The following is a 19,437-nucleotide window of genomic DNA, read 5'->3' on the forward strand; positions in this document are numbered from 1 at the left end:
GTCCTCGTGGTCACCACGGACTGGAAGAGCGATCTGAGGCAGCGCGGCTACCGGCTGACGCCGCAGCGACAGCTTGTCCTGGAGGCTGTGGACGCGCTGGAGCACGCCACTCCCGACGACATCCTGACCGAGGTGCGCAAGACCGCCTCCGGCATCAACATCTCCACGGTCTACCGCACCCTGGAACTCCTCGAGGAGCTGGGCCTGGTCAGCCACGCCCACCTCGGGCACGGCGCCCCCACCTACCACCTCGCGGACCGGCACCACCACATGCACCTGGTGTGCCGGGACTGCGAGTCGGTCATCGAGGCCGACGTGTCCGTCGCCGAGCCGCTGACCGCGCGGCTGCGCGAGACGTACGGCTTCGAGACCGACATGAAGCACTTCGCGATCTTCGGTCGCTGCGCGGACTGCGCGGGGAAGCCCCGAACGCCTGAGGGTTCAAGTAACCGGACGTAGGGTGGTGGGCATGCAGCGCCAAACAACGACCAGTCCCCTGCTGTCGCTCCCCGGTGCCGTCCCCGCGGAAGGCCCCGACGAGGGAGTCGCCGCGCACTACGGAGACCTCTTCCGCGAGCAGCGCGCACTGGCGGACGGCAAGGGATTCGTCGACCTCTCCCACCGCGGCGTCGTCGCCGTCACCGGCCAGGACCGCCTCGCGTGGCTCCACCTGCTGCTGACCCAGCACGTCAGCGACCTTCCGCCCGGCCAGGCCACGGAGGCGCTGATCCTCTCCGCGCACGGCCACATCGAGCACGCCCTCTACCTCGTCGACGACGGCACGACCACCTGGATGCACGTCGAGCCCGGCACGCAGGGCGAGCTCATCGCGTACCTGGAGAGCATGAAGTTCTTCTACCAGGTCGACGTCTCGGACCGGACCGGCGAGTACGCCGTCGTGCACCTGCCCGCCGGCAGCATCGCCGCCGTCCCCGGTGACTGGCCGGTGCGCGAGGTCCCGTACGGCCGCGACGTGTTCGTGCCGCGCGGCGAACTGGAGGACCTCGCGGGGCAGGTCGGCACCCCCGTCGGCGTGCTCGCCCTGGAGGCGCTGCGGATCGAGGCGCACCGGCCGCGGGTCGGCCTGGAGACCGACCACCGAACCATCCCGCACGAGCTGGGCTGGCTGGACACCGCCGTCCACCTCGACAAGGGCTGCTACCGCGGCCAGGAGACCGTCGCCCGGGTGCACAACCTCGGCCGGCCGCCGCGCCGCCTGGTCTTCCTCCACCTAGACGGCAGCGAGGTCAAGCTGCCCGGCCACGGCACCCCCGTACGGCTCGCCGCCGACGGGCCGGACGGGCGCCCGGTCGGCACCGTCACCTCCTCCGCCCGGCACTGGGAGCTGGGCCCGATCGCCCTCGCGGTGATCAAGCGCAACACGCCCGTGGACGCCGCGCTGCTGGCGGACGGGACGGCGGCGAGCCAGGAGACCGTCGTCGAGCCGTAGGCGCCCTACATCTCCAGCACGACCGTGAACGGGCCGTCGTTCGTGAGCGAGACCTTCATCTCCGCTCCGAACCGGCCCGTCTCCACGTGCGCGCCCAGCGACCGCAGTTGCGCCACGACCTCGTCCACCAGCGGCTCGGCGACCGGGCCGGGCGCCGCCGCGTTCCAGGTGGGGCGGCGCCCCTTGCGGGCGTCACCGTAGAGGGTGAACTGGGAGATCACGAGCAGCGGCGCGGCGATGTCCGAGCAGGACTTCTCCCCGGGCAGGATGCGCAGCCCCCACAGCTTCCGGGCCAGTTGGGCCGCCTTCTCCTCCGTGTCGTCGTGCGTCACCCCCACCAGCACGCACAGGCCGGGACCGGCGATCTCCCCGACCGTCTCGCCGTCCACCACGACACTCGCTTCGCTCACCCGCTGGGCCACCGCTCGCATGCCGTCATTGTCCCGGCTGGGCGGGGGCGCGCGGCACCCGGGCCGTACGCCCGCTTGGACTCACGTACAACTGTCCGGAGCCGCCGTTCGGGTGCAGGTGCCTGCGCGACGCAGCTACTCGGTGGCACGATCGATATCTGCCCGACGTGGGGGACGAGGGGACGGACAGCGATGAAGCACAGCATCACGACCGGCACGGCGGAAGGCGATCGCATGCTCAAGGCACCGGGCCCGCGCTCCCCGCTCACCGCCGGCACCCCCCAGCCCGACTTCGCCGGCCTCACCCTCGAAGGTCTGCGCACCGCGCGCCGCGAGGCCCAGCTGGAGGAGGCCGACCTCTCCTACCTGCGGCGGCTCCTCCAGGGCCGGATCGACATCCTCCGCGCCGAACTCGCCCGGCGCACCGCCCCGGACGCCCCCGTGCTCGACCGGCTCTCCGAGATCCTCACGGACTCCCCGTCCCGGCACCGCTCCTCCGCCCGCCACGTCACTTTGGGCACCCCGCACAGCGAGCGCTACCGGCAGCTCGCCGAGGAGATGCTCGCCGAGGTCCAGCTCTCCGACCTCGAGGCACGCACCGACCAGGAACTCCACGACGCGATGGGCCGGCTGGTCCGCAACGAGCAGCAGGTCTCGCGCTGCCGGCAGTCCCTGCAGCGGACGGTCGACGGCTGCAGCACCGAGATCGCCCGCCGCTACCGCGAGGGCGAGGCGCGGGTGGACGACCTGCTGGCGGGCGACTGACGTCAGCGTCGCGAAAACGGGATGCGGCCGGGGCCGAGGTCGGCCTACCGTGCGGGACATGAGCCTTGAGGTCCGTACGATCGGCGACTGCGACTTCCCCGGCTGGCTGCGCGCCGCGAAGATCGGCTTTCACCGGCCCCCGTCGGTGACCGAGGAGGAGATCGCACTCCGTCGCCCCCAGACGGACCTGGACCGCACCCAGGGCGCCTTCGACGAGGGCCGCTGCGTGGCCACGTTCCGCAGCATGCCCCGCGAACTCACCGTGCCGGGCGGCGCGGTGCTGCCCGCCTCGGCGATCACCAATGTCACCGTCACCGCCACGCACCGCCGACGCGGCCTGGCCTCCCGCATGATGGCCGCGGAACTCGACGCCTCCGTGCGACGCGGCGAACCGGTCGCGATCCTCGTCGCGGCGGAGTACCGGATCTACGGCCGCTTCGGTTTCGGGCCGGCCGCCGGGGTCACCGAGTGGGAGGTCGACACCGCGCGCGCCGGCCGCCCCCAGGGAGCGCCGTCAGGCAGCGGACGCATCGACGTCGCGGACCCGTCCGAGGTCCTCAAGCTCGGGCCCCAGCTCCACGACCGGGTGCGGCTGCGGCATCCCGGCGCGATCAACCGCACCGAGCGCAACTGGGAGTACGCCACCGGGACGGTGATCAACCCCTCCTTCCCCTGGAAGGAGCCGACCTTCGTGCTCTACCGCGACGCCTCCGGCCGCGTGGACGGCCTGGCCGCGTACACGGCCGAGGACACCTGGCACGGGATGTTCCCGAAGGTCCCGCTCACCGTGCGGGAGTTGATCGCCGCCACCCCCGAGGCGGAGCGCGCGCTGTGGCGTTACCTGCTCGCCATGGACTGGGTCGCCACCGTACGCACCGGCTTCCGCGGCCAGGACGACGTCCTGCCGCTGCTGCTGGACGACCCGCGCGCGGCCCACGTCCACTCCACCAGCGACTTCCTGTGGCTGCGCCTTCTTGATGTGCCGCGGGCGCTGGCGGCCCGTACGTACGCGGCCCCGGGCACCGTCGTCCTCGACGTCACCGACCCCGACGGGTACGCCGCCGGCCGCTTCCGCCTCGAAGCCGCCGCCGACGGCACCGCCACCGCCGAGGCGGCCCCCTCCGCCGCCCCGGACGTCTCCCTCACCGCGGCCGCCCTCGCCTCCCTGTACCTCGGCGACGAGTCGGCGGCCCGCCTGACCGTCACGGGCGGCGTCACGGAATCCCGCCCGGGCGGCGTGGCCCGCGTCGACGCGCTGTTCCGTACGGCGCGCAAGCCCTGGCCGATCGACACGTTCTAGCCGTCGCTAGTGGTGTCCGTACGACACCAGCACCAGGAGGACGAGTACCCCGCCGACGCACATCGCGTAGCTGGAACGTGCCCTGTGCCCGACGGCCACCAGCAGTACGCCCAGCCCCATCAACGGCCCGTACCGCCAGGCCAGGTACTGCTCCAGCAGCGCGGCCATCACATGGCTCCACAGCATGACCCACCCCCTTCCCAGGTGGCCGACCCCAAGGCGCGGGCCCGCTGCCGTCCCGGCCCTACTGGGCCAGGAGCAGCGCGATCACCGCGAGTCCGACGCAAGTGAACGTCGTGTTCCGGGCCTTGTGGCCCACCGTGAAGAGTCCGACGGCGAAGGCGCCGGCCGCGCCGTACCGCCACTGGACGAGCTGCTCGAACGCGAAGGCACAGAGAGCGATTGCGGGCATAGCGATTCACTCCTTCGAGGCGCGCGGGATCGTTCCCTCCGCGCGTAGAGCGCGAAGGGGGCAGATTTGACCCGAAGGTCGGTATGTGGCTGAGCGGAAGCGTGATGCTGCTGATGCGTGCGAAGCGTCGTGGCGCTGCACTCTCAGCCGCGGTCATCCCCGGCGCGTCGTCGGGACGGAGAGGCTGCGGCCCCCGATGGCGTCCACTGGCCCAACTTGATTGTCGGCCGGACCAGTTGACTGCATTCCTCTATGGTCATGTTGCCGCTGGCTGCAGATCACTAAACTCCATGCAGTCAACTCCACTTGCCTGGCGTAAAGCTGTAGTGTGGGTCACGTGAGCAACGACGGCACCGCCCGTGGGCCCAGGCGCGAGTACGAGCGCGTGGCCGATGCGTTGCGCCACGAAATCGAGGGCGGCGACATCGCTGCCGGTGCCCAACTGCCCACGCATGCGGAGCTGGTGGACCGCTTCGACGTCTCCCGTGCCACCGTCCAGAAGGCGATCAAGGCGCTGGAGGGTAAGGGCTATGTGGAGTCGGCCCAGGGCAAGGGGGTCTTCGCGCGCGACTGGCGCCAGTCCGCCGTCCCCGCCCATGCCAATGGGACCGCCACGGCGACGGTGGAAGCCGGCAGCATCGAACTGGACGACGCCATCGCGGAGGCGTTCGAGGCGGACGACATCACGATCGACGCATACTGCCTGACGGCGGAGTCGCTCAACGCGGCAATTGTGCAGCAGATCAAACGGATCATCCGCGGGGATATCCGGCCGTCCTCGATCCACCTGCGCCTGCTCCTGCCGCGTACCGACGTGCGACTGGCCTTCCCGCGCAATGTCGACGACCCCGATGACGAGCGCCCCATGGCGCGGCTCGACAGTCTGTCCGCGGCTCACATCCGGGCCCTGAGGAACCTTGAGAACCTGGCCGGTCAGGGCGCCGTACCCGAGGTGAAGGTCGAAGTGCGCCTGGTTCCGGTCACACCTCTGCACAAGCTTTACCTGATCAATGGAAACCTGGCCCTCGACGGCATGTACGTCGTCACGGACAACGTCATCAACGTCGACGATGCGACCATCAAAATCCATGACGTCCTGGGTGTCGGAGCCAAGCTTTACCCGCAGCCACGGGAACGTGTGGAACTCTCTCAGGAGTGGTTCGACTCTCTGTGGACGAGGCTAGCCAAGCCCGCCTGACATCCGCCGCCGTCGAGCGCGTCCTACTGGACTCGACGGTCCGGTCTGCAGCACCTTCGCGGGGTACTCCCGCCTCCGCCGTCGCCATGCGACTCAAGGCGTGGTTCGGCGAGATGCCAGTGCTCTTTCCCGCCCGAACTGGCCGTCGCGAGGTCAAGACTGAGATCAAGTCGGTCAGGGTCACGCCGATGACCAAGTACCACATCCTCAACGGCGCGCTGGGTGGTCCACCCGTTTGCAGCAACGTCGCGGAACGCCCCGTGAAGATGGCGGACCAACCCGGGCGAACGCGCACAGCGACGTGTGGGTACGGATGTACCGCAACGGCGTCTCCGCCTACGAGAAGAAGCTCTCGGCCTGCGGGACCTCGGGGGTGGGGCGATGCGATCCCCATCTACGACGTGCTGGGCGACGGGTGGAGGCCCGATGGCAGCGGAAGGGCTCGCGGCATGCCAGCAGTGGTTCGACTCCCTCTGGGACACCATCGCGTATTGAGGGCCCTCCCAGGCCGGGGGTGACTCCTTGACCGCAACATGTAACGTCCAGCAACCTGGGACGAGTTGGACAGTGGTGGTGTTGCCGGGGGAGAGGGTGCCAGGTGGTGAGCGAACTTCCATTGCTGGGCAGGTTCTACAATCGCGAACTTCTGCTGGAACTCTATGAGCAGGCTCTGCAGGACATCCCCAACGGACTGAAGATCCTCAATCTGTACGGTCGCGGCGGTATAGGCAAGACGCGGCTGATGGGCGAGCTGAGCAGCCGCACTCGTGGGGACGAGTATCTCAAAGCCAGGATCGACCTGGAATCGCGGTACCTCAGGCGGCAGAACGACGCTCTGGCGATCCTCCGGTACGGGCTCGTCAAGCAAGGTGTGAGGTTCGACCGGTTCGACATCGCCCAAGCCGTCATCTGGCAGCACGATAACCCACTTCTGACCATTACCCGGGAGAGGTTTCCCGCGGTCGAGAACAGTAGGGTTCTCACGGACATACTGGACAATGCCCTGACAACCCCCGTGTTCGGCGTCGCGTTACAGCTCATCGACATGTGGGGCAAGGCGATCAAGGACAAGAACCGGCATCGGCTCGTCGAGTCCGACGACACGCTCCGGGCGTTCGACGAGATGCCTCCCCGCGAGCGCCAAGACGCACTCGTCAAGCTGTTCACGCAGGACATTGCGGACTTCCGCTCCCAGCGGAACCGGTCCGCTCGGAACCGCCGTTCCGAGCGGAACCTTGTAGTGTTCGTCGACGGTTACGAGGAACTGGTACCGGATCCCAGTCCGTGGGGATCCTCCGCACTCGAAGCCGCATGGCTGCGTGATCTGTTGCTTGGGCTGGCCCCCGCCCTCGTCGTGGTGGCCAGCCGGGAACCACTCTCATGGGATTCGTACGGCGTACCCTGGCCGAGTGTGGTGCACAAGGAGCAGCTCAGTGCCCTCAACATGAGCGACAGCACCGCACTGCTCGAGGAACGCAATGTCCCGGACCAGGCGCAGCGGGGAAAGCTGGCGGAGGCCGCCGGTGGCGTGCCGTACTACCTGCACCTTGCGGCCGACCTGGAGCTCCGGGCACCGGGTTCGGGGGAGAAGGTCCGGGACTCGTCCGAGATCTACCGCAGGTTCTTCTCGTTCAGTTCGGGCGACGAAATGCGGCTGCTCCAGATCCTCTCCCTCGCCGACACCTTCGACGAGGACATGTACTCGTGGATTCTGAGGGAGTTTCCCCGGCTCGACGGGGTGATCGAATGGGAGGACCTCATCCAGCGCCAGTCGCTGGTTGCGCCGTTGGAACACCCTGGGTGGTACAGGCTGCACCCCCTGGTGCCGGGCGGCCTGGACCGCAAGCTGGAAGGCCACTCCCTGCGCCGCACTCACACCGTTCTCTGGAACTTCTGGCAGCACCGTTACGAACACGGCGAACACGACGACATCTGGTCCACCGCCGGCATGAGGGCCTTCCACCACGCGTTGCGGGCGGGTGTTGACTCACCCGACACCGCGGTGCAACTGGTCGAGCAGAGCATCGCACAAGGTGGTGTGACAGCACTGGAATCGCTTCTGGCCGACGTCGACGACCACCGCGCCGCAATGACCTCGTCGTCGAATGGCAGGCACGACGAGCTGCTGCACGAGCTCGCTCCCTGGCTCGACCTCGAGCTGCGGCTCTTGCGGGATAGCGCGAGGGATGCGGCGGACACCACCGCGGGACTGACGTTTCGGCCCCAGAACTCCCTGGCGCGTCGGCGGGCGCTGGCCGCCGCTCACGCCCGCCGGATCGCAGGGGAGACCCAAGCCGCTCTTTCGGCGTACGAGTCGGTCTGGGCGAGCAGCGAGGGGGCATCCCGCCCGCGCGCCGGCTTCTGCCTCGCGGACATACGCATGTGGCGAGGTGACTACAAGGGCTCGATGGAGCTGATCGAGACGATCCTGGCCGGTTGCGGGCCTCAGGAAGCTCTACTGGCTGCCGACTTGCACCGGCTTAGCGCTCTCGGGCTTCGATTCCTGTACCAGCTTCCGGAGGCCGAGTCGCGCCTGGGGGTGGCCGACGGTGCGTACCACGCGATAGGCGCCCACTACGGATTGGCACATATTCGCACCAACCGCGTGGAGATGCTTGCCCACACGAACCCCGCTCAGGCCGTCACCGAGGCCCCGGCTGCACTCGACGCGCACCGGATGACCGGGCTCGTGCGAGAAGTGGGCAAGGTGCACACCGCGGTGGCCCTCGCGAACGTACGGATGGGCCGTCTCGATGACGCGGAGGCGGCGCTGGTCCGTGCGGACGAGGCGCTCGACAGGGCGTCGTACCGGTCGGGCAAGGCCAGGAATCTCCTCATCCGTGCGTTCGTGCTGAGGCAGCGCGGCCATTCTCCGGAGGCGCTGGACGCCCTGTGCCAGGTGGCGGCCGAATTCCGGGCAACGGAGGTGTACCCGGATCTCGCCCTGCTTACCGGCCGCGCCATTCGCCGAATAGGTGCGGTGCCCGGGCATATCCTGCAGGCCGAGGAGTGGGCGAGGACCATGTTCCATCCCGTGGAGAGCTTCACGGACTGGAGTGAGCGAGTCGAGTCACTCGTCGTGGAGTTGACGCGCCAGGTTTGACCTGAGCGGACCCGGAGGTTGCGGTATGTGCGCCGACACCGAGTTGACCGAGGAAAGCGCCTTCGAGGCGTTGGTCCACATTGCAGGGCAAGCGACCGGGGTGAGCCGCGGATACCACAACCAGAACGTCAGGATCGAACTCGATCCCGAATACGCCAGACTCTTCGGCTGCGAGACCGTGAAGCTCAGGAAGCGGCTCGAGTCCCCGCTGGTGGTCCAGCGGATCTGGCACGACGAGCACGAACTTCTCGGACGCCTGGGCGCGGCGATGTCTGGCGACGGCCTGGCGGCGCACCTAGTGGAGATCCCCCGCGTGCTCTACGACGGCGGGGACCGGGGCTCCCTGCATAGTTACCCGGAAGGCGTTCCCCTCTCCATGAGATTCCCTCGGGGTGAATGGGTCGACGCCAGACATGTGACCGTCATCATGCGCTTCGTGGCCACCCTAGCCGCCATGGGGTCGGGTCCGATCCCGCGGTTGCCCGCCGACTGGCCTGCGGACGGGGACAGCGACGGCTTCCTACGGGACAGGGTCGAATTCGCGAGAACCGCCCTGGCGGAAGCGAACGAGGAAGAATACGGGGAACTGTTGGAACGACTGGGAATCCCCGACGACGCGATGAAGCGGTTCGGGGAACGCCTTCCGGACCTTACGCGGAGGCCGTTCTCCCTCATCCACACGGATCTTCATCGTGACAACATCCTGATCCGGGACGACGGCGGCCTGGTCGTGATTGACTGGGAGCACGCGATGTTCGGCGACCCGCTCTACGAGGTCGCGACACATTTGTGCCGAATGCGCTATCCGGATGACCAGGAGGCCGGGGTGCAGGTGTGCTGGGAGTCTCAGATGGCACGGTACGGGTGCGAGTCAGGAACCAGAGGTTGGACGGAAGACCTTCCACACTATCTCGCCTACGAGAAGGCACAGTCTGTCTACCCCGACGTGATGCGCGCCCTGCGAGCCTACGAAGATTCCCAACACAATCGAGACGAGGTATTGCGGAAGGTCTCCGAGAATCTCGTAAGAACCTTGGCCCGAGCGCAGGGGCCGTTGATGTCGAAGCAGGTGCCGGAGCGGGACTACATCGCCCGAACCTTGCAGGAATTCGCCGGGTCGCGCGCCGCTTGACCCCGCTCGGCCTGCGTGGTCGGCCGCCGTGGGCGCGTCGTGGTGACCCCCACGAGATGAGGGATGGCGAGCCAACCGTGAGGGTGCATATCGCTCCTTTCTGGGAGATACGGGTCATGTCGATACCCGAACATCGTAGGCGCCCTCTGGCACTTCAGAGGCAGTGCCGCCACACTTCACTAAGTGACTTCAGATCGCGAGCTTCGAGCCTTACTGAAAGGCGTCGAAGGGGTTCTCTTCGACTTCGACGGCCCCATCTGTCATCTTTTCTCGCCGGAACGGGCGGCGCCGTGGGTGACCGATCGATTGCATGATTTCATTACGGGGAAGGGGCTACCAGAATTGCGCCCCCAAAAGAAGAACAGTCCGATAGACGTGTTGCGTGAGGCGGCAGAACGTTGGCCGGACTCACGCGACGTAGAGCTGCTCGAGGCCAAGCTGGCCTCGCTTGAGACGGAATCGGCTCCAGGTGCAACACAGACCGAAGGTGTAGCGGACCTGATCCGTGCCTTTTCGTACTACCGTGTACCGGTTGCCGTGACCACGAACAATTCAGAGACGGCAGTGCACGCTCACCTTCGGGCGCGCAAACTGCAGGCCATGTTCCGCCACCACGTCTATGGGCGCCAGGTCATGTCCGAGGGCCACGCGTTGCTGCTGAAGCCGCACCCCTCGTGCATCAACCGTGCGGTGGCCGGCCTGCGAGGGCCTCGGCCCGACCGCTGTCTGATGATCGGCGACTCGTCCGCCGACGTTCGGGCCGCACGGGAGGCTGGCGTGCGTTTCCTGGGCTTCGTGAACCCACACGTGGACGACAATCAAGGGCTGACTGAGGACTTCCCCGAGGTTCCGGCCGTTCTTGACCTGCGGAGGGTCCGGTCGGCCTGGTTGGAAGTGGCGCCTGAGGGCGGGGTGCCGCCGGTCACCGACGGGAACATCTGAGCGGGCCGCCGCAGCGTACGTGGTCTCGGGCGTCAACGCCAGTGGCGTGTTCCTCGTCCGTTTGGTGCAGCGATGGCTGCACCGTTGCGGATCTGTGGCGGAATATTTATGCACGCTCTCACCCAGCTCCACATGGGGCTTGGATAGATTTTCATGTAGACGCGGCAGTTGCGGATAGGTATGCGGTGATGTTGGCTCTCATGCGTCGACAGCGAGCGGCTAGGCTCTGCTCCCTCTGACTGTCGAGGAACTCGGTGACCAGCGCTACCTACGACTTCGCGTGGCGAATCGCGATCGATGTGGTGGGCCCCTTGGAGGGGCACCATCATGAGGCATATGCTGTTGAACTTGGCCCTGACTCCGATCCCGTTCTACGGGCGCAGTTCCCGTGGCTGAAGCTACGCGTGCCGCTTGCGCACGTCGTGCGGTACGACCATCGTTGCTTCCGGTCCGAGGAGGAGCTCCTCGTCGATCTGGAAGGGAAAATCCAGCGTGTTCCCAAGGTCGTCGATCTGGGCCGTGATGCGGATGCACCCGCGAATGTGACGTTCGTGCAATTCGTGAAGGGGCGCACATTGGAAGATGTGACGCCTCCTCGCATGCGCGTGAGCAGGCGCCATGCGGCGCAGATCATCGATCTATTCCGGGCTCTCGCGTCGCTCGATCCGGCAGAGATCCGGGCCGAGCGTATCTGCGGGAACGGGCCTTCCTCGTCGGGCGCCTTTCCCCGTAGCGGAGGGGATGCCGCGACCTTTCTTCGGAACCTTATCAGGCACACTGCGCGCGTCTATCGCGAAAAACCTTCCGATCTGAATTCTCTGTTCTCGGAGCTACGTATTCCTGATGACCTTCTGGACCGTTTGCCAGATGAACTCGGGCCCATGACTCCGCGCCCGTTCGCCCTCCTGCACGGTGACCTGCATCGCAGGAACCTCGTCGTCGACGATGCGCGGGACTTGTGGGCCATCGACTGGGAACTGGCACGTGTCGGCGACCCCCTCTACGACCTCGCCACCCACCTGCATCTGATGCAGTACCCCCGCTGGCAATCGGCGCACATGACCTGGCGCTGGGTGCGCGCCATGAAGAAATGCCTGCCGGATGCAGTGCACGGGGTGAGCGAGGACCTCCCCCGTTACCTCGCGTTCAAACGGATCCAGTCCGCGTACACCGACCTCATGCGCGGCGCGACCAAGCTTGCTACGTCCGTAGCGGCCGGTACCGATCTGTTGGAGGCGCTGAACTGTGTGGTTCCGGCTGTTACGGCGTCCTTGACAGCGGCCCGGTTTGGTCAGGACGGGACCGGGCTCGGGAACGTTGGCCTTCGAGAGGTTGCCTCCCCCGAAGAGGTACGGCGCGCACTCACCACCTGGTACGTGGCGCACGGAGCCGCTCGCGGATACTCCGGTACGGGTGCGTCCGTGCAAGGGGCGGTCGAGGGCGCGGGCCCGGAAGCTGCACGACGTGAAGGCATCCGGGAGGCGGCGGCGGCTGGCTGACGTCCCGCGATGCGAAGCCCACGCCTGCTGCACTTAGCCTCGCGCTTTCACGAAGTGGGTTGTCCAGTAGGTGATCAGGACAGCACAAAGTGCCTCTGACCAGCGAGAATGAGGATTGTCTAGGCCCTTGTTCTCGCCCCTGTCGGAGGCACTTTCCAGGTGAAGAAGCGTATCGGGTCGTACCCGCGTGTCCGCGCTGAGGGCGGCGGTCGTGGGGTGGTCTCGCAGGCCGGGGCCGTGCTGCTGGTGGAGACGGTCCGCAAGTCCGGTCTGGATCAGGCGATATCGACGGCACTGGCGCCCTGGCGGAAGTCCCGCGCGGTACACGATCCAGGCAAGACGGTGCTGGATCTCGCGCTCTCGGTCGCGCTCGGCGGCGACTGCCTCGCGGATGTTGCCATGCTGCGGGCCGAGCCCGGCGTGTTCGGGCCAGTGGCCTCAGACCCGACGGTCTCCCGGCTGATAGACGCCCTCGCCGCCGGTGGGAACCGTGCGCTGACCGCGATCCGCCGGGCCCGTGCCCATGTCCGCGAACACGTCTGGCGACTGGCCGGCGAAGCGGCGCCGGACGCCGGCGGACAGGTGACCGTGGACCTGGACGGTGTTCTGGTGATCTGCCACTCCGACAAGCAGGACGCCGCTGCCACCTGGAAGAAGACCTTCGGGCACCACCCGCTGATGGGGTTCGTCGATCACGGCATCGACGGGTCGGGCGAGCCTGTGGCCGCTGTGCTGCGGCCCGGAAACGCGGGCAGCAACACCGCCACGGACCACATCACCGCCGCCCAACTGGCCCTGGCCCAGCTGCCGAAGACCTACCGGCGAGGCCGGCAGACGCTGATCCGCACCGATGCCGGCGGCGGTACTCACGAGTTTGTGGCCTGGCTGGCCCAGCGCGGGCGGTGGCTGTCGTATTCGGTCGGCATGACCATCACCGAGCAGATCCATCTGGCCGCACTCAAGATCCCGGCCCCGGCCTGGACACCGGCAGTCGAGCCCGACGGCGACATCCGTGACGGCACCTGGGGCGCCGAACTCGACGGCGACTGCCTCAAGGGCTGGCCGAAGGGGATGCGGCTGATCGTGCGGAAGGAACGGCCGCACCCCGGCGCGCAGTTGCGGATCACCGACGCTGACGGACTGCGGCTGACCTGCTTCGCCACCAACACCACCGACATGCCGATCGCGGCACTGGAGCTGCGACACCGCCGGCGGGCACGCGCCGAGGACCGCATCCGGGCCGCCCGCGCCACCGGCCTGCGCAACCTGCCCCTGCAAGACACTGCGCAGAACCAGATTTGGCTGGAGATCGTCCAGCTCGCCCTCGACCTGCTTGCCTGGATGCCCATGCTCGCTCTGACCGGCGAAATCCGCAGGTGGGAGCCCCGCCGCCTTCGGCTCCGCCTCTTCTCGGCCGCCGCCCAGATCGTCACGACCGCCCGCCGGCAGCACCTGAGGTTCGCACGCCACTGGCCCTGGACCGACGTGATCACCGCCGCCCTGGCACGGCTCGAAGCTCTCCCTAACCCAGGCTGACCAGCACGTTCCCGTCCCTGCGAGCAGCATCACCCCGACCGGAGCCGTGGAACCCGGCGCCCACCCGGCGCGAGAGCCGGGCCATCAACCTGACCACCACCAGCCCGAACAACCGAAACGGCCCGCCGAGGAAGCCGACGGACCGTCACGAAAGATCGAGGTTAGGGCGATGTCAAGTCCTGTGATCCGGGGTATTGATGCCCACAAGGCGACGTAATGGTCCCGGTGGTACGTGGACCCGTGATCGGTCTCCAGGTGCGCTGCTTGGTTCAGCGCGCTGTGTGCTGCTGGCCTTTGATGGCCCATGGCCAGGCTGTACGCCGACCACCCGTTGTCCCTGATTGCTGAGCGGCTCCGGTGGCGTGCGGAAGGCCTGGGTGTGTCGCCGGCGGAACTGCCGGAGACCGATGATCCCCTGTACTTTCTTCGGATTGCTGCCCGAGAGGACTTCACCGCCCGCATTGCTGCGGCAATGGAGGAGCAGCTGACGAGGGAGGAGGAGGTTCACGCGGCGAGTACCGCCGTGCCGGTGCCTCACGCCGCTTGGCTGGTGCAGCACCTCGCTGCCAGTGGACGGCAGGTAGCCGCCACGACTAACAACTCCGCCCGCGCAGTTCTCGCTTATCTGGAAGGGCAGAACCTGAGAAAGCACTTCGGGTCGTACGTTCACGGCCGTGCCGCGGATCCGGCGTTGCTCAAGCCGCATCCGGACTGCTTGGAGCGTGCTTTGGCTTCGACCTGGCACCTGCGGACTGCCTGATGATCGGTGACGCTCCCAGCGACTTCGTTGCCGCCGCAGGCTTCGGCGTCCCCTTCGTCGGCTACGCGCGCAACGAGCGCAAGGCGGAGGCGTTGCGGCAGGCGCGAGCGGAGCGTGTCGTCCGGTCCCTGGAGGATCTGACGCCGGCCACCGCTTTCGCCTAGACCTCACAGCCCGTACGACATCCAGTGGCCCGGCTCCGCGAGCGGGGTGAATCCCACCTTCTCGTACACCCCGTGGGCGTCATGCGTGGCCAGGAGGACGAGGCGGACGCCCAGGCCCCGCACGTGATCGCGGGCGGTCGTGGCGAGGGCCGTCGCCAGGCCGCGGCCGCGGGCGGCCGGGGTGACGTAGACGTCGCAGAGCCAGGCGAACGTCGCGTGGTCGGTGACGACGCGGGCGCAGGCGACCTGGGTGCCGGTCGCCCTGTCGTACGCGCCGAAGTTGAGGGAGGCGGCGATCGCCGCGTCCTGGACGGCGCGGGGGCGGCCGAGGGCCCAGTAGGCGTCGGTGGAGAGCCAGTGGTGGACCAGGGCGGCGTCCACGCGGGCGGGGTCGGCGGATATCTCGTACCGGTCGTCTCTCATGGGGCCCGAGGCTAGGGGACGCGGCTTCGTGCAGCACTGCTTACCGGTGCGATGAAGGACTATTAACTGGACCTTGAGGTTGCTGTGGGCCCACGCTCGACGCATGGGTATTCACGTACCGCTCATCACCCCCTTCGACGAGGTCGGCCGCGTGGACGCCGGCGCCCTGGAGCGGCTGGCGCACGAGGTGGCCGACGGAGGCGTCGCCGGGCTGGTGGCGCTGGGGACGACCGCCGAGGCGGCGATGCTGGACGAGGCCGAGAAGGCGGTCGTCCGGGAGACCGTGGGGCGGGTGTGCCGGGAGCGGGGGCTCTGGTACACCGTCGGCGCCGGCGGGACGGACACCCGCAGGGCCGCGGCCGAACTCGCGGGGCTCGACGCGGACGCCGCCCTCGTCTCCGTGCCGTCGTACGTCAGGCCCTCCCAGGACGGCGTCGTCGCGCACTTCGAGGCCCTGGCCCGGGCGTCCGCGGTGCCGCTGGTCGTCTACAACATCCCCTACCGCACCGGGCTCGCCCTCACCGCCGACACGGTGCGCCGGATCGCCGCGATCGACGGGATCGTGGGCTTCAAGCACGCCGTCGGCGGCATCGACCAGGACACCGTGCTGCTGGTGGGGGAGGTGCCGCTGTACGCGGGGGACGACGTCTTCGCTCCCGCGCTGCTCGCCCTGGGCGCCGAAGGGGCGATCGCCGCCTCCGCGCACCTGGCCACCGAGCGGTGGGTGGAGCTGGCCCGCTCCCACGACCCGGAACAGGGGCAGGCGCTCGCGAGGCTCGCCGCCGCCCTCTTCGCCGAGCCGAACCCCGCGGTGATCAAGGCGGTGCTGCACGTCCAGGGACGCATCCCGAGCCCCGACGTGCGCCTGCCGCTGCTGCCCGCGGGCCGACCGTCCCTCGGGACGGCACTCCGGGCACTCGCCGCATCGGGGGATACTCGGGACCGTACGTACGCACTGATCGGAGAGACCGGATGAGGATCGGAATCGTCGGAGCCACCGGCCAGGTCGGCGGTGTCATGCGCAAGGTGCTGGCCGAGCGCGACTTCCCGGTGGAGCAGTTGCGGCTGTTCGCGTCGGCCCGTTCGGCAGGGCGCACCGTGCCGTGGAAGGACGGCGAGGTCACGGTCGAGGACGCGGCCACCGCGGACTACACCGGTCTCGACATCGTGCTGTTCTCTGCCGGCGGCGCCACCTCCAAGGCGCTGGCCCCCAAGGTCGCCGCCGCGGGCGCGGTCGTGATCGACAACTCCTCCGCCTGGCGGATGGACCCCGAGGTCCCGCTGGTCGTCTCCGAGGTCAACCCGCAGGCGGTCGCCGACCGCCCCAAGGGCATCATCGCCAACCCGAACTGCACCACCATGGCCGCCATGCCCGTGCTGCGCCCGCTGCACGAGGAGGCGGGGCTGACCGCCCTGGTCGCGACCACCTACCAGGCGGTCTCCGGCTCCGGCCTGGCCGGTGTCGCCGAGCTCGACGGCCAGGTGCGCAAGGTCGCCGACCGGGCGACCGAGCTGGCCTTCGACGGCGAGGCCGTGGAGTTCCCCGAGCCCGCGGTCTACCAGCGGCCCATCGCGTTCAACGTCGTCCCGCTCGCCGGGAAGATCGTCGACGACGGCCGCTTCGAGACCGACGAGGAGCAGAAGCTCCGCAACGAGTCCCGCAAGATCCTGGGCATCCCGGAGCTGAAGGTGTCCGGCACCTGCGTCCGCGTGCCCGTGTTCTCCGGCCACTCGTTGCAGGTCAACGCCCGTTTCGAGCGCCCGGTCAGCGTCGAGCGCGCGTACGAGCTGCTGGCGGCCGCCCCGGGCGTGGAGCTGTCGGAGATCCCGACGCCGCAGCAGGCCGCGGGCAAGGACCCCTCCTACGTCGGCCGGATCCGGGTGGACGAGACCGTCGAGCACGGCCTGGCGCTCTTCCTCTCCAACGACAACCTCCGCAAGGGCGCCGCGCTCAACGCCGTCCAGATCGCGGAGCTGGTCGCCGCGGAGCTGCGCGGCTGACCCCGTTCGTCCTTCCGGATGCCCCGGCGCGACCGCGCGCCGGGGCGTCGTCGCGCTTGACCCTCACACCGTGTGAGGCGCTGGACTCGGAGACGTCATGTTCGGCATCGGAGACTTCGCCAGGCACGGCCGCGTGTCGGTCCGCATGCTGCGTCACTACGACGCCATCGGACTGCTGCGCCCCGACCGTGTCGACCCCGCCACCGGCTACCGGCACTACGCCGCCGGGCAGCTCGCCCGGCTCAACCGCGTCATCGCCCTCAAGGACCTCGGCTTCACCCTCGATCAGGTGCGGTCGATCCTCGACGAGGAGGTGAGCGCGCAGGAGCTGCGCGGCATGCTGCGGCTGCGCCGCGCCGAGCTCGCGGCGGCGATGGCCGCGGACGCGGCCCGGCTGGCGGGCGTCGAGGCGAGGCTCCGCACGATCGAGAGCGAGGGACGGATGCCCAGCGACGACGTGGTGATCAAGAAGGTGCCCGCGGTACGGCTCGCGGAGCTGACGGCGACCGCGGCCGGGTTCGAGCCGGCGCAGATCGGGCCCGTGATCCAGCCGCTGTACGACGAGCTGTGCCGGCGGCTGGACGCGGCGGGCGTGCGCCCCGTCGGGTCGGGGATCGCGTACTACGAGGACGCTCCGGAGGGGGAGGGCGCGATCCTCGTCCACGCGGGGCTGCAGGTCGCGGTCGAGCCGGACGGCGGGTACGACTTCGCGGTCGTCGACCTGCCGGAGCTGGAGAGCGCGGCGACGATCGTGCACCGCGGCTCCATGGACGACGTCCTGCGCTCCGAGCAGACGCTGGCCCGCTGGATCGACGCCCAGGGCCACCGGTCCCTCGGCTACCCCCGGGAGCTGTACCTGGAGTGCGAGGGGCATCCCGACACCTGGGTGACGGAGCTGCAGGAACCGGTGGCGACGCGGGCGTGAGCGGTCACCCCATCGGCTTCCCCTGCTGAGCCGCCTCGGCGACCAGCTCGAAGGCCGTCCGGCCGTCCAGGGACTCGCGGATGACGTCCGCGTGCCCGGCGTGCCGGGCGGTCTCCTCGATGAGGTGGAGCAGGATCCAGCGGGCGCTGACCTTCATGCCCGGCGGGTTCCAGGGCGCGTCCGGAAGCGGCACCACGACGTCCAGGTCGGGCAGCGCCAGGATCGCCTCCTCGGTCTCCCGGCCGGTCCTGGCGTACTCCTCCAGCCAGCCGGCGAGGGTCTCGCCCTCCAACAGCCTGAAGCCGTCGAGGTAGTCCGCCTCGGTGCCCTTCTTGTCCTCGTGGCCGAGCAGCAGGCCCTGCACCCAGGACTCCTCGGTCCTGGTGACGTGCTTGACCAGCCCGGCGAGGCTCATCTCGCTGACGCTGGGCCGCGAGGAGGCCTGCTCGTCGGTGAGGCCGAGCACCGCGCGCCGCACCCCGCCGCGCTGCGCCTCCAGGTACGCCAGCAGTGCGTCCCGCTCACCCGTCTCGTTCCGTACCACCGTCGGCATCGCGCTCCCCTTGTCGTCGGTCCTGGCTTCGGGCGCCGGTCCTCCGGCGTCCTTCGCGTCTTCGACGGTACGCAGCCATGCGGTCAGTTCCGGTCCGCAATGGGCCGCGAGGAGAAGGCTCCCCCGGACAGGACGGGTACGACGGAGGCCGCGTCGACTTCCGTGGCGATCGCGACGTCCTCGGGGAAGCCGCCGCCGCGGAGTTCGCGCCCGGAGGCGCAGGCCGCGACGGCGGCGGCGGGGTCGGCGGTCCCGGTGAAGGCCGCGGCCGCGGTGTGCGCCTCGGGGGAGGGGGTCGCCGCGGGCGCGCGCCGGCGCAGCGCGGCGACGACGGCGCCGGCGCCGAGCAGATCCTCCAGCGCGGGGCGCAGGGTCCCGTCGGGCCAGCGCTCGCCGGCGGCGACCACCGCGACGGGACGGTCGCGGACGCCGTAGCCGTGCCGGGCGAGCCACGAGCCGACGGCGCCCGCGTTGCGCAGGGAGGCGGCGACCACGGTCGCCGCCTCCCCGGCCGCGGCGGCGATAGCCGAACCGTTGGGGGAGGGCAGCACCAGCCGCGGGGTGAAGGGCGCACGGCGCAGGGCGGCGGGGGACAGCGACCACGGCGAGCGCTCGGTCACCTCTCGCCGCCCCACGGCCAGCCGCGCCCCGACCCGCCGCGCGTACGCGGCCGCCGTCGCGTCGCGCCAGGCGTACGGGTGCACCGCGGTCCCCGCCTCGACGGCCACCGTCACCGCGGTGGTGAAGGACAGGACGTCGACGACGACCAGGCAGGCCACGTGTGCCCCGACCCGCCGGGCGCCCTCCGGTCCCCATTCGAAGCGCACCCCGTGGCCGGTCTGCAGAAACCATTCCTCGTCCATG

Annotated in this window: 21 protein-coding genes; 15 read left to right on the top strand and 6 right to left on the bottom strand. The window is 69.1% G+C overall.

The genetic code is table 11. The annotated features are described in order from the left end of the window. The first annotated feature begins 6 nt into the window (after positions 1-6). Together PV342_RS29290 and ygfZ are read left to right on the top strand one after the other, a co-directional pair. On the top strand, positions 7-459 hold the full coding sequence (locus tag PV342_RS29290; protein WP_360999678.1) for a Fur family transcriptional regulator: 453 nt from the start codon (positions 7-9) through the stop codon (positions 457-459). 10 nt (positions 460-469) lie between these two features. Beyond that, positions 470-1,450 carry a CAF17-like 4Fe-4S cluster assembly/insertion protein YgfZ gene (gene ygfZ / locus PV342_RS29295; RefSeq protein ID WP_026251093.1) on the top strand — a complete coding sequence of 327 codons (981 nt, stop codon included), beginning with the start codon at positions 470-472 and terminating at the stop codon, positions 1,448-1,450. A gap of 5 nt (positions 1,451-1,455) precedes the next feature. Here ygfZ and dtd read toward each other — a convergent pair whose 3' ends face one another. Next, positions 1,456-1,881 (bottom strand): D-aminoacyl-tRNA deacylase, encoded by a 426-nt coding sequence (gene dtd, locus PV342_RS29300; protein ID WP_326573114.1) that lies wholly within the window; start codon positions 1,879-1,881, stop codon positions 1,456-1,458. 213 nt (positions 1,882-2,094) lie between these two features. Here dtd and PV342_RS29305 point away from each other — a divergent pair, with 213 nt between their 5' ends. Both PV342_RS29305 and PV342_RS29310 read left to right on the top strand, forming a co-directional pair. Beyond that, complete coding sequence (locus tag PV342_RS29305) at positions 2,095-2,625, top strand: RsiG family protein (protein ID WP_329191097.1); 531 nt, start codon at positions 2,095-2,097, stop codon at positions 2,623-2,625. A 58-nt stretch (positions 2,626-2,683) separates the two neighbouring features. Continuing rightward, positions 2,684-3,925: a GNAT family N-acetyltransferase gene (locus tag PV342_RS29310; protein ID WP_500319294.1), complete on the top strand. Its 1,242-nt coding sequence runs from the start codon at positions 2,684-2,686 to the stop codon at positions 3,923-3,925. Positions 3,926-3,931: 6 nt separating this feature from the next. Here PV342_RS29310 and PV342_RS29315 read toward each other — a convergent pair whose 3' ends face one another. Both PV342_RS29315 and PV342_RS29320 read right to left on the bottom strand, forming a co-directional pair. Continuing rightward, on the bottom strand, positions 3,932-4,111 hold the full coding sequence (locus PV342_RS29315) for a hypothetical protein (RefSeq protein ID WP_500319296.1): 180 nt from the start codon (positions 4,109-4,111) through the stop codon (positions 3,932-3,934). Between the two features lie 58 nt (positions 4,112-4,169). Then, a complete protein-coding gene (locus tag PV342_RS29320) occupies positions 4,170-4,337 on the bottom strand; it encodes a hypothetical protein (RefSeq protein WP_392614338.1) in 168 nt (55 codons plus the stop codon). Positions 4,338-4,674: 337 nt separating this feature from the next. Between PV342_RS29320 and PV342_RS29325 the strand changes: the two genes are divergently transcribed. The 8 genes from PV342_RS29325 (at position 4,675) to PV342_RS29360 (ending at position 14,671) form a co-directional block, all read left to right on the top strand. Further along, positions 4,675-5,535 (top strand): winged helix-turn-helix domain-containing protein, encoded by an 861-nt coding sequence (locus PV342_RS29325; RefSeq protein ID WP_500319298.1) that lies wholly within the window; start codon positions 4,675-4,677, stop codon positions 5,533-5,535. A gap of 601 nt (positions 5,536-6,136) precedes the next feature. Then, entirely contained in the window at positions 6,137-8,638 is a 2,502-nt protein-coding gene (locus tag PV342_RS29330; protein ID WP_500319300.1) for a hypothetical protein, read from the top strand. 25 nt (positions 8,639-8,663) lie between these two features. Then, on the top strand, positions 8,664-9,770 hold the full coding sequence (locus PV342_RS29335; RefSeq protein WP_500319302.1) for a phosphotransferase family protein: 1,107 nt from the start codon (positions 8,664-8,666) through the stop codon (positions 9,768-9,770). 183 nt (positions 9,771-9,953) lie between these two features. Beyond that, entirely contained in the window at positions 9,954-10,712 is a 759-nt protein-coding gene (locus PV342_RS29340) for an HAD family hydrolase (protein WP_500319304.1), read from the top strand. A 254-nt stretch (positions 10,713-10,966) separates the two neighbouring features. Then, positions 10,967-12,211, top strand: a complete 1,245-nt coding sequence (locus PV342_RS29345) for a phosphotransferase family protein (RefSeq protein ID WP_500319306.1) — start codon at positions 10,967-10,969, stop codon at positions 12,209-12,211. Between the two features lie 159 nt (positions 12,212-12,370). Further along, a complete protein-coding gene (locus PV342_RS29350) occupies positions 12,371-13,747 on the top strand; it encodes an IS1380 family transposase (RefSeq protein ID WP_500319308.1) in 1,377 nt (458 codons plus the stop codon). A 304-nt stretch (positions 13,748-14,051) separates the two neighbouring features. Next, a complete protein-coding gene (locus PV342_RS29355) occupies positions 14,052-14,507 on the top strand; it encodes an HAD family hydrolase (protein WP_500319310.1) in 456 nt (151 codons plus the stop codon). After that, entirely contained in the window at positions 14,507-14,671 is a 165-nt protein-coding gene (locus PV342_RS29360) for an HAD family hydrolase (protein ID WP_500319312.1), read from the top strand. The genes PV342_RS29355 and PV342_RS29360 overlap by 1 nt, the downstream gene beginning before the upstream one ends. 3 nt (positions 14,672-14,674) lie before the next feature. Here PV342_RS29360 and PV342_RS29365 read toward each other — a convergent pair whose 3' ends face one another. Then, positions 14,675-15,094: a GNAT family N-acetyltransferase gene (locus PV342_RS29365; RefSeq protein WP_500319314.1), complete on the bottom strand. Its 420-nt coding sequence runs from the start codon at positions 15,092-15,094 to the stop codon at positions 14,675-14,677. A 103-nt stretch (positions 15,095-15,197) separates the two neighbouring features. Here PV342_RS29365 and PV342_RS29370 point away from each other — a divergent pair, with 103 nt between their 5' ends. The 3 genes from PV342_RS29370 to PV342_RS29380 all read left to right on the top strand — a co-directional run bounded on the left by PV342_RS29370 (position 15,198) and on the right by PV342_RS29380 (position 18,020). Next, on the top strand, positions 15,198-16,070 hold the full coding sequence (locus PV342_RS29370) for a dihydrodipicolinate synthase family protein (RefSeq protein WP_500319316.1): 873 nt from the start codon (positions 15,198-15,200) through the stop codon (positions 16,068-16,070). Then, on the top strand, positions 16,067-17,095 hold the full coding sequence (locus PV342_RS29375) for an aspartate-semialdehyde dehydrogenase (protein WP_018559624.1): 1,029 nt from the start codon (positions 16,067-16,069) through the stop codon (positions 17,093-17,095). Before PV342_RS29370 ends, PV342_RS29375 begins: the two co-directional genes overlap by 4 nt. Before the next feature lie 97 nt (positions 17,096-17,192). Beyond that, positions 17,193-18,020 (top strand): MerR family transcriptional regulator, encoded by an 828-nt coding sequence (locus PV342_RS29380; RefSeq protein WP_386995527.1) that lies wholly within the window; start codon positions 17,193-17,195, stop codon positions 18,018-18,020. A gap of 4 nt (positions 18,021-18,024) precedes the next feature. Here the strand turns inward: PV342_RS29380 and PV342_RS29385 are convergent, their stop codons facing one another. Beyond that, on the bottom strand, positions 18,025-18,573 hold the full coding sequence (locus tag PV342_RS29385; protein ID WP_018559622.1) for a DinB family protein: 549 nt from the start codon (positions 18,571-18,573) through the stop codon (positions 18,025-18,027). 83 nt (positions 18,574-18,656) lie between these two features. After that, positions 18,657-19,436 (bottom strand): 2-phosphosulfolactate phosphatase, encoded by a 780-nt coding sequence (locus tag PV342_RS29390; protein WP_400805841.1) that lies wholly within the window; start codon positions 19,434-19,436, stop codon positions 18,657-18,659. Between the last annotated feature and the right edge of the window lies 1 nt (position 19,437).

The sequence above is a fragment of the Streptomyces sp. PA03-3a genome, from assembly GCF_033792735.1.
Lineage (GTDB): Bacteria > Actinomycetota > Actinomycetes > Streptomycetales > Streptomycetaceae > Actinacidiphila.